The 8,981-nt window shown below is 51.9% G+C and carries 11 protein-coding genes; 4 read left to right on the top strand and 7 right to left on the bottom strand.

Going from position 1 to position 8,981, the window contains the following annotated elements:
• Positions 1 to 144 precede the first annotated feature (144 nt).
• Complete coding sequence (locus tag ACUN9X_RS18795; protein WP_445474033.1) at positions 145 to 1,362, top strand: haloacid dehalogenase type II; 1,218 nt, start codon at positions 145 to 147, stop codon at positions 1,360 to 1,362.
• Positions 1,363 to 1,492: 130 nt separating this feature from the next.
• Here ACUN9X_RS18795 and ACUN9X_RS18790 read toward each other — a convergent pair whose 3' ends face one another.
• From ACUN9X_RS18790 to ACUN9X_RS18780, 3 genes are all read right to left on the bottom strand, one after another.
• On the bottom strand, positions 1,493 to 2,227 hold the full coding sequence (locus ACUN9X_RS18790) for an SDR family oxidoreductase (protein WP_445474032.1): 735 nt from the start codon (positions 2,225 to 2,227) through the stop codon (positions 1,493 to 1,495).
• Positions 2,228 to 2,467: 240 nt separating this feature from the next.
• Positions 2,468 to 3,070, bottom strand: a complete 603-nt coding sequence (locus tag ACUN9X_RS18785; RefSeq protein ID WP_445474031.1) for a TetR/AcrR family transcriptional regulator — start codon at positions 3,068 to 3,070, stop codon at positions 2,468 to 2,470.
• Positions 3,071 to 3,168: 98 nt separating this feature from the next.
• Positions 3,169 to 4,095 carry a LysR family transcriptional regulator gene (locus ACUN9X_RS18780; protein ID WP_445474030.1) on the bottom strand — a complete coding sequence of 309 codons (927 nt, stop codon included), beginning with the start codon at positions 4,093 to 4,095 and terminating at the stop codon, positions 3,169 to 3,171.
• Positions 4,096 to 4,186: 91 nt separating this feature from the next.
• Here ACUN9X_RS18780 and ACUN9X_RS18775 point away from each other — a divergent pair, with 91 nt between their 5' ends.
• Positions 4,187 to 4,441, top strand: a complete 255-nt coding sequence (locus ACUN9X_RS18775; protein WP_445474029.1) for a hypothetical protein — start codon at positions 4,187 to 4,189, stop codon at positions 4,439 to 4,441.
• A gap of 46 nt (positions 4,442 to 4,487) precedes the next feature.
• Positions 4,488 to 5,036 carry a hypothetical protein gene (locus ACUN9X_RS18770; protein WP_445474028.1) on the top strand — a complete coding sequence of 183 codons (549 nt, stop codon included), beginning with the start codon at positions 4,488 to 4,490 and terminating at the stop codon, positions 5,034 to 5,036.
• On the opposite strand, the gene ACUN9X_RS18765 is transcribed toward ACUN9X_RS18770, so the two are convergent.
• From ACUN9X_RS18765 to ACUN9X_RS18755, 3 genes are read right to left on the bottom strand one after another with little or no spacing between them, the layout of a single operon-like run.
• Complete coding sequence (locus tag ACUN9X_RS18765; RefSeq protein ID WP_445474027.1) at positions 5,029 to 6,222, bottom strand: YbfB/YjiJ family MFS transporter; 1,194 nt, start codon at positions 6,220 to 6,222, stop codon at positions 5,029 to 5,031. The two genes, ACUN9X_RS18770 and ACUN9X_RS18765, sit on opposite strands and share 8 nt — an antisense overlap.
• A 56-nt stretch (positions 6,223 to 6,278) precedes the next feature.
• On the bottom strand, positions 6,279 to 6,863 hold the full coding sequence (locus ACUN9X_RS18760; protein WP_445474026.1) for a 2-hydroxychromene-2-carboxylate isomerase: 585 nt from the start codon (positions 6,861 to 6,863) through the stop codon (positions 6,279 to 6,281).
• A gap of 26 nt (positions 6,864 to 6,889) precedes the next feature.
• Positions 6,890 to 7,621 (bottom strand): SDR family NAD(P)-dependent oxidoreductase, encoded by a 732-nt coding sequence (locus ACUN9X_RS18755; protein ID WP_445474025.1) that lies wholly within the window; start codon positions 7,619 to 7,621, stop codon positions 6,890 to 6,892.
• Positions 7,622 to 7,697: 76 nt separating this feature from the next.
• Here ACUN9X_RS18755 and ACUN9X_RS18750 point away from each other — a divergent pair, with 76 nt between their 5' ends.
• Positions 7,698 to 8,600, top strand: a complete 903-nt coding sequence (locus ACUN9X_RS18750) for a LysR family transcriptional regulator (RefSeq protein ID WP_445474024.1) — start codon at positions 7,698 to 7,700, stop codon at positions 8,598 to 8,600.
• Between the two features lie 73 nt (positions 8,601 to 8,673).
• Here the strand turns inward: ACUN9X_RS18750 and ACUN9X_RS18745 are convergent, their stop codons facing one another.
• The gene (locus ACUN9X_RS18745) at positions 8,674 to 8,829 is read right to left on the bottom strand and encodes a DUF4437 domain-containing protein (protein WP_445474034.1); all 156 of its coding nucleotides are present in this window, start codon (positions 8,827 to 8,829) and stop codon (positions 8,674 to 8,676) included.
• Positions 8,830 to 8,981: the final 152 nt, after the last annotated feature.

Genomic DNA, 8,981 nt, shown 5'->3' with positions numbered 1-8,981 from the left:
CTGGTCGCAAAGCGAACATTCGAATTCTGTGTTTAGCTGGGGGCAACTACAGTCTGCCCTAATCACGTATCAGGCCCACCCAGAGTTGGAAAAATCCGGCTCCTGCGATCGTAAGAAAAAATTAGCGTTGCAGTCCGGCATGTATTGCTTGCCGACGAACCCAAGCGCGCTGGGGGAACCGATACGGGCCCCACACCTTACGATTATCTGCTTGGCGGCCTGGGCGCCTGTACCGCGATGACTCTGCGCCTGGACGCCGAACGCAAGCAGCTTGCGTTGGATTGCGTCTGCGTGCGCCTGCATCATCAACGGACTCACGCCGACGATTGCGCTGATTGCGAATCCATTGCCGGCCAGATCAGCGAGATGTATCGCGATATCCGACTGGAAGGTGGTCTCTATCCGAACAGGATCGCGCCAAACTGCTTGAAATTGCCGATAAATGCCCCGTGCACCGGACCCTGGAGAATGAAATCAAGATTCGTACCCAGCTCGCGCAGGATAAGCCGAAATCTGCTTAAATGGCGAAAAGCGGATTACGCTGATCTTCCGGCCATCGTCGTCAACCAAGGCTTGAAAAGTGATGGCGCCAGCTCTCATACTCGCTTTTCAAGCGACGGCAGCGAGTTACCCGAACTCAAACTGCAAAACAAGGTATGTCTTATGTCTCGTGAATCAGCTCCCTCAATTCTTGTTTTCGATGTAAACGAAACGCTGCTCGATATCACGTCACTCGAACCGCTGTTTGAGCGCTGTTTTAGCGACAGCTCTGTTCTGAGAGAGTGGTTCGCCCAATTGATCCTTTATTCCCAAACTATGACCTTGTCGGGCCTTTACACACCATTCGGTGAGCTGGGCATTGGAACCCTGCGTATGGTCGCCTCAATTCACGGAGCAACGATCGAAGATAGCGACATTGATGAACTGAAACAGCGAATGGGCTCAATGCCAGCACATCCAGACGTCGTCCCGGCGCTTACCCGACTGCGCGATGCGGGTTTTCGGCTGGTGACACTGACCAATTCTGCGAGCTCATCATCGCCCACGCCGCTCGAACGCGCCGGGCTTGGCGACTTCTTCGAGCACTTTTTCAGCGTTGAGTCCGTTGGTAAATTCAAGCCGGCCTTAGCTACCTACCGTCACGTAGCACAGAAGATGAACGTCGAGACATCGGGGCTTTGCCTCGTCGCTTGTCATCTCTGGGATACGATCGGCGCCCAGGCGGCTGGTTGTCGCGGCGCGCTCATCACCCGCCCTCACAACGCTACTCTGCCCGCGGAAAAAGTGCCGACCCCTGACCTCGTCGCATCAGACATGGCCGACCTCACCGACCAGATTATTTTGAGCTGGCAGGTCTCGTGATGACCTACCTTGAGTTTAACTGTAGGAGGGTCAGGTAATGAATTGGCAATTTGCGCATCCATCGCTTCACAAGCTCTAAGTTATTCAGGAAGCGATTGGCAATTCAATACCCAACCCGGTTGAGATTTTTTTATACTGACAAATCCCCTAGGATGATCTGCTCAGCATAGCTACGGTAAGCCTCTTCAAGATGCTTGGCTGTTGAATCCGGGAAAAGATGAAAGTCCCCAGCTTCTAAGGCATCAACAATGCCTTCAGAAACAACGCTGGCGTTCGGCGCGCCGGAGAAACCCGCGTTATCGCCCATTTCGGTTGCAATGGGTCCCGGGTGGACGCTCAATACTTTCACGCCCTTTTCACCCAATTTCTCGCGTAAACCCTGTGTGACAGAGTATGACGCTGCCTTAGACGCGCAGTAAGTCGTCATATCACCAAAGGTCTTGATGGAAGCGATAGAGTTGAGCTGAACCAGAGCCCCCTGGTTTGTTTCGAGTATTTTGGCGAACGCTCTTGCTGTGCGGAGTAACCCGAACACGTTCACATCAAGCTCATGCTGAAGAGAAGCTTCAACATCATCACTTAGGGGTGATGCGAGATTCATCACGCCTGCATTGTTGACCAAGATATCAACATCAGTCGCCTGTTCTGCCAGAGATTGAAGCGAACCAGTATCGGTCACATCAGCACGCAGTACGACAACTTTGTCTCCGTATTGCACCTGCAGCTCCTGAGTGGACTCCGGGTTCCTCACTGCCAGGTAGATCTTCCTGACACCGTGCTCAAAAAATGATTCGACGATTGCCTTGCCAATACCGCGATTAGCACCGGTTACCAGTGCGACTTTATCTTTTACGGAAAAGCTCATACCTATCTCCTGCCAAGGATAATATTCAGAATTTAACGTACCGATCGGTACGGAATTAAATATACACCGACCGGTACGGAATTGAAAGAGAACTTTCCGTCTTTTTGTGGCGACAACAGGAGGTTTCAGAAGGGGGGGGGCTATGCAGTTACTGCTACGGGGGATGTATGAGGGTTTTCCGATGCCAGAGCGGCTATAGAATCAGTTCGGTACCAAACTGAAGTGTCTTAAGGAGGTTAATTACTTGATTCCTATACCGTGCAATGCGGTATTGACGACCTCATGCAGCTCGGTTGCTGTTACTCCTGAACGAGCCATCGACGCTGTGCCCTTCAAAACGGTGTAAATTGTCAGAGCATTGGTTTTGGCGTGTTTATCCAAACCCAACTCGACAGCTTCCGGGTCATTACGGAACAGGTTTTCAAACATTTGCTTGGCTGTTTTATCTTGTTTTTTTAGCAGTTCCGCTACCGCATCGGGAAGATCGCCAGCGACGATTTCAGACTGGCAGTGCACCAAAAAGCAACCTTTGGGACCGTCTGATGCGCACTGCATTCTGATCACGGAAAGCATGTAATTTTCCAGGCGCTCCCTTAATGGTGTATCCGTCTGCTCCATAATCTTGAGATGATTAAACATTTCCGTCTCAATGTAGAGCTTGGTTGCTTTAGCAAATAAGGAGGCCTTGTTCCCAAAAACGCTATACATGCTGGTTTTGTTAATACCCATTCTATGAGTCAGGTCTGACAAAGAAGCCCCGGAGTAGCCTTTGAGCCAAAAAACCTGCATTGCATTGTGAAGAGCCGTATTTTCGTCGAACTCGCGTTTACGCCCTACAGTCATTGTATCTACCTACCTGACAGAATCGGATCTATATTGTACCAATCGGTACTTATAGTATCAATTTGGGCTCACCTCAAAGGGCGGCAGAAGAATCACGTTCAGTTGTCGGCATTGAGCCGGGAAACGGACGACAGGAATTCCCAGGGCTGAGCCATACGCTCGGTGATCAAGTCCCGAAATGCAGCCACCCTGGCAGAGACCAGTTTTCGATCAGCCCACACCATGTAAACAATCCCGGTTGGGCACCCCACAGCGGGCAATACTTCAGTCAGACGATCTCGCTCGGCCAGCTGTGCGAGCAGCACCTTTGGAATCAGACACAACCCCAGCCCCTTGCAAGCCGCGTTAATGATCAAGCGAAGGCTATCGATCGAGTATCTTGGTTTGATGGGAATCCGAACGATTTGTCCCGACTCCCGAAATTCCCAGAATGGGATCTTGTTGCCGGCCAGCAAACGGTGACTGAGGAGATCTGAAGTGTCTGACGGCCAGCCATATTCAGACAAGTAGCCGGGTGACGCTGCCAGACCAAGTTCCATATCGAACAGCCGTCTCTGCACAAGATGCGGCGCTTGTGGTGGATTTGTTGAGATCGCCAGATCAATTTGATCGTCAAAGAAAGTGTTCGTATCGGACGAGAAATCAATATGTATGTTGACAGCGGGGTGATCTTTCATGAAATCAAAAGCCGCCTGCTGAAGAAAACTGTCCGCAAACGGTTCCGGGCAGGAAACGCGGATATCACCCGTTAGCTCCGATTGCAAACTGGATAGCTGCTCCCACTCTTCGTCCAGTTGCTGAAAGATAGGGGCGAACCGTCGGTAGTAATCTTCACCGGCAGCCGTTAGCTGGAACTGCTTTGCATTTCTGTGCACCAGTTTTTCTCCCAGCCTGTCCTCTAGCTGAGCCACTGCGCGCGACAAGGTTGGTGCAGAAACCCGGGTCTGGATGCTTGCTGGAGCAAACCCGCCCCACTCCGCAGACTGGCAGAACCAGTAAACACTCGACATTTCTTTGGCTTTCATATTTGCATTCTTATCTTTCAATTAAAGCTATTTTTGAACGATTGCCGTGATGATAGATTGAGTACAACTTTTAAACAACTGGAGCAATGGCATGAAAAAGTTTCCCCGCAAATTTCAATATCCTTTGATGGCTTCATTGGTTCTACCCACCATGCTTCTTGGCATGAGCGCCATCATGACCTATCAAAACCTGCCAGAGGGTGCCTCATTCCTTAACGCCTGGATGAACATGGTGGGCCAGGTTGTACCGCCCGCCTTATTGCTGCTAGCCGTCATCGCACCATCGGTACGACTCTTCGTTAGCCGGGTTCTTCTGGAGCCAGAGCAACAACAAACGGATCGATAGGCCGATAAGGAATGATCTTCTTCAACCGACTTCGAGACCCGCGACTATGAGTACACAACTTCTTATTGAGTTATCACTGATCGGCTCTGTCTTCTTAATCTGCGGTATCGGCTGGCTACTTTCGAGAAAGTCCCGGCGGACCGCAGGCCATACCGTCGAAAACGTACTCACCGGTATGCTTGGAGCCTTTCTGTTGATGGCTGGATTGGTCAAATTTTTTGACCCTTTCGCTCAAATGTTTGCCTCTCAGGTCGCGCTCAGCGGACTGCCCTTTCCTACACTGTCAAAGTGGGCCGGGCAGTTCGGCGAAATGTTCGCGGGCGGCCTGTTTCTCTTCGTCTTGTTCGCCGGAGGGAATCTAAAGAACACGATAACTGACCGTCTGTTTTTCAGTGCAACTGCATTGACGGCAATCATTATGATCGTGGCAGTTTATGTTCATCTGGAACCCAATGTTCCTGCATCGGTTCTACCACTGCAAACTAAACCACCGATATTGACGCTGATCGTGATGGCATTTGTTGGCTTTAACGCCTGGCTGCACATAACAAACAGTACACAGCAACGCGGTGCAGAGACACGTGTCATCAGTTGACGAATTCGGGAGTAGGCTTCTCGCCTATCTCCCGGGTCTTGGCTATTACCAGTAGCATACTACCCACCATCATCGTCGCAGCGGCGGTGTAAAGCCCCAGGGCGTAATCTCCTTTGTATTCACGGAGCACACCGGTGAACGCCGGAGCGACAATCTGGGCAATGCCAAAGGAGATTGTCATTTTCCCCATAAATTTGGCGGGCTGGGAGGGGTAGAAGCGACCGGCCATGGTCAGCACAAGACAGACAATGCCAACAAAAGTACCTCCGAAAAGAACTGCGCCCAACATCGTTAACAGGATATTGGGCGCAATGACTGGCAACAGAATACCCGCTGCCTGGAGCAGGCTGGCAGCAATCAGGGCATTCAGGTTACCTATTCGGCGCGCAATCAGGTCCCAGAGAACAGCACTGGGGGCTGCAGCCAGACCCATTACCATGAACGCACAGACGCCCTTCCCTTCCAGCCCGGGTAGCTCATCGACAATCGCCACAATAAATGTGGAACTGACAACGAAACCAACACCGGCGCAGAAATACGCGGCGGTAAGGAGCGCCATGAACGCTTTACCAGGCGGGCAGTCGCTCATGTTTCTATTGGCAGTGGTTACTGGCACAGATTCAGGCCGTGGTAGCCATGCCCAAGCCGGGACAAGAATCACGGCTCCGATCACCGTCAGAACCAGCCATTGCCGGTGCCAATCGAGCCAAGTGCTCATCAGCTCGACCGCAACCGCACACAGGACCATTCCCAGCCCGACGCCACTGAACTGAATGCCCAACTCACCACGGTGGTTGTTACGAATCAGCCAGCTCAGAACCAGCCCCGAACCAATCAACATACCGGCTGCACAACTCAGCCCCGCCAGAAAACGCAGGATTGACCAGAGCCAGACGTTTTCCGTCAGTCCCATGCCCGCCGTGGTTATGACCGCCGCCACCAGCCCGATACGATAAAGACGATCTTTCAATTTTAGATCACTGATCATGGAGGCGATGAGCGCGCCACAGAGATAACCCAGATAATTAATAGAAGCCAGCCAGCCGCCTGCCGCCTCACCCAGTCCTGCCTGCTCCTGCATAACAGGCAGTAGCGGGGTATAGGCAAAACGGGCGATCCCCATCACCAGTATCAGGTTGAGGACCCCTGCGGTCAGAACCTTATAGCGTTGAATTTCTTCACTCATATTCGCCCCATGAGCCAGTAAAGTAGAATTTGCGATCGAAGGTAGAGTTGTGGAAATCAGACAAGCGCTCTTCTGACCCAGTCCATTCGGTCCTGTCCAAAGAATAATTCTTCACCGACGAAAAATGTTGGTGCTCCGAACACCCCTCGCCGTGCTGCTTCATCCGTCGATTCGATTAACCCCGTTTTGATCGCGGGCAGGGCCATCGCCTGCATCACTTCATCCGCATCAAATCCTGCCTTGCTCAGAGTTTCGGCCAGCACCTCTTGGGAGGAAAGGTCTTTGCCCTCGGCCCAAGCAGCGGAGAACATGGCATGGTTATACTCTTCAATCCTGCCAGCGGACAGTGCCCAGAGGGCACCACGCATGGGGTTAACCGTGCTGAAAATAAAGTGCGGATTCATTTGGAATGGAATCTCATAGTAATCGGCGTGGCGCTGGAAATCGGCCTTGATCCAATCCCATTTTGCCGGGATCGTGACTGGGGAAGTATTGCCCGTCGCTTTGAATACACCTCCAAGCAGCATCGGCTTGTAGTTGATATCCACCTCTCTGTCTTCAGTCAGCTGCAACAACCGCATAAATGCAAAGTAAGATGCTGGACTGATGAAATCGTAATAGAAGTCGATACTCTTCTTCATATCAAATACCTTTCGTGAGCATAGGTTCACCAGGACTCCGAAAAAGGCCTCACATCCTGTTCGAATGTCCAGGCCGAACGGGGCTGGTTATGAAGTTGCCAATAAACCTCAGCGAGATCGTCAGGCTCAATGATTCCGTCGTCCCCCTTGCTGGCATACAGGTCGGGCAAAAATTCAGCGGTTGCCTCATTGCGTAGGAGCCCGTCAACAACCACATGCCCGACGTGGATGCCCTGAGGTCCCAACTCCCGGGCCATGCTTTGCGCCAGCGCCCTCAGGGCATGTTTGCCACCGGAAAAGGCGGCGAACCCACGCCCCCCCCTCAGACTTGCCGATGCTCCGGTAAAGAGAATAGTCCCCTCCTTACGGGCCAACATCTTTCTTGCGACCTCACGTCCTACCAAAAAACCTGCAAGTGCACACATCTCCCAGACCTTTCGATAGATCCGTGTGGTTGTGTCACAGATGTCAAACTGAACGTTTCCACCAACATTGAAAACCGCGACCCGTATCGGACCCAGTTCAGATTCCACCCGGTTAACCAACTCACTGACCTGCACCTCGTCCCGCGCGTCCGAATGAATCGCCGTTGCACTCGAACCAAGGGCATCAATTTCAGAGCTGAGAGTCTGCAAATCCCCCCGGCGCCGAGTAACCACGAGATGAAAGCCTTCCCGCGCAAAGCGACGAGCAATGGCTCCTCCCAGGTGATCTCCGGCCCCCACCACCAAAGCAATCGGCCTATCTTTCATCTGCATCGCACTCTCCATAAAGGCTGGAAACACTGGTAATAGCCTAATTCAGCGCTTAGCATAGATAAAATCGATTATTCTGATGCTAACGACAACTGAAGGTTATGGTATGGAGCTGCAACAACTGCGCCTTTTTCTGGCAGCCGCTGAGTCGGAGAGCTTTACTCGTGGCGCGAAGAGAGCATTCGTTTCCCAACCGGCATTGTCTGCCTCCATTGCGAAACTGGAAGGGGAGCTAGGAGTCCGGCTTTTTACGCGGAACAAACGCAATGTGGTGTTAACACCCGCCGGTCGAACTCTGTTTAAACGGGCCACGCAGATTGTCGACGAGTGCAACAGGGCCCGGGACGAACTGAAAAACCACGACCAACAACGAATGCTGCGCCTAGGCGTTGTAAATACACTGTCTATTACCAACATCGCTCGCCTGATAGAACCGTACCGCAGAGAGAATGCTAGGCTAAAGCTCCAGGTGTTTGATGCCTCAACTAACGAAATAGAGCGACTGGCGGAATCAGGCCGTATTGATCTGTCGCTCACCGTCCTCCCGGAGCGCACCGAGCCCGGCCGCCGTTTCAGCTACTCGAAACGCCTGTTTTCCGAGTCGTACAGGTTAGCCATGTCAGCCAGTCACCACCTGAGTGAGGCGCCGTCACTAAACCTTGCGGATCTTCGGAACGAACCTTTTGTGTCGCGCTCACATTGCGAATATCGCCAGATATTGCGGGAGCTCATGAGAACAGAGGGCATACAATTGAACGTAGCCTATGTGACCGATCAGGATGATCGTGCACTTTCCCTCGTGGAACAGGGCGTTGGCGTCGCTATCGTTCCCGAACATTACGAATCACCGAATCTCGTTAAGCGACCAATATCCGAGCTGACTTCAACACGTTCCATTGGGTTTGAATGGGGCGAAAACGAAAACCAGACCGAAATTGACCAATTTATTGCTTTCGCTTCGACAGTCAGGTGGCCAGAATAGCTGCTTACTTTAAATTTATGAGAAAGCCAACCTCAACGGTTGGCTTACCCATCGCATACTGCGGGTCAAAACCTTATCTCACTTCGTAATTGCTATTCGAGCGGATATAGATCGTCGTCTCTTCATCGCTATCATTCCTGAATCCGTGGGTAAACTGGCCGGTGGATTCCAGATAGCTTCCGGCGGCAAGGGTTTTGGTGTCACTCGAACCACGTGAGTTGTAATTGATGTGGGTTGTACCTCGTTGCTGCTGACATTCCTAAAAAGAGTCTGTACTTACCCCGGCCGTTTAATGCAAAGCCAATCTCTTCATGAAAAGGCCCCTTTCCCAATGGAAGAGCGGATCTTTAGAAAGCGCTGACTAATGTCCGCTTTTGTTTA

Source organism: Marinobacter sp. V032 (assembly GCF_052645435.1).
Note: the sequence above shows the minus strand (reverse complement) of the source record. Positions and strands in the feature narration are given on the sequence as shown.

What these genes read in the sequence shown, in the direction of transcription:
- ACUN9X_RS18765 (WP_445474027.1), bottom strand. Translation starts at nt 6,222, where the DNA reads ATGAGTGAAGAAATTCAACGCTATAAGGTTCTGACCGCAGGGGTCCTC.
- ACUN9X_RS18775 (WP_445474029.1), top strand. Translation starts at nt 4,187, where the DNA reads ATGAAAAAGTTTCCCCGCAAATTTCAATATCCTTTGATGGCTTCATTG.
- ACUN9X_RS18750 (WP_445474024.1), top strand. Translation starts at nt 7,698, where the DNA reads ATGCTAACGACAACTGAAGGTTATGGTATGGAGCTGCAACAACTGCGC.
- ACUN9X_RS18760 (WP_445474026.1), bottom strand. Translation starts at nt 6,863, where the DNA reads ATGAAGAAGAGTATCGACTTCTATTACGATTTCATCAGTCCAGCATCT.
- ACUN9X_RS18780 (WP_445474030.1), bottom strand. Translation starts at nt 4,095, where the DNA reads ATGAAAGCCAAAGAAATGTCGAGTGTTTACTGGTTCTGCCAGTCTGCG.
- ACUN9X_RS18785 (WP_445474031.1), bottom strand. Translation starts at nt 3,070, where the DNA reads ATGACTGTAGGGCGTAAACGCGAGTTCGACGAAAATACGGCTCTTCAC.
- ACUN9X_RS18790 (WP_445474032.1), bottom strand. Translation starts at nt 2,227, where the DNA reads ATGAGCTTTTCCGTAAAAGATAAAGTCGCACTGGTAACCGGTGCTAAT.
- ACUN9X_RS18755 (WP_445474025.1), bottom strand. Translation starts at nt 7,621, where the DNA reads ATGCAGATGAAAGATAGGCCGATTGCTTTGGTGGTGGGGGCCGGAGAT.
- ACUN9X_RS18770 (WP_445474028.1), top strand. Translation starts at nt 4,488, where the DNA reads ATGAGTACACAACTTCTTATTGAGTTATCACTGATCGGCTCTGTCTTC.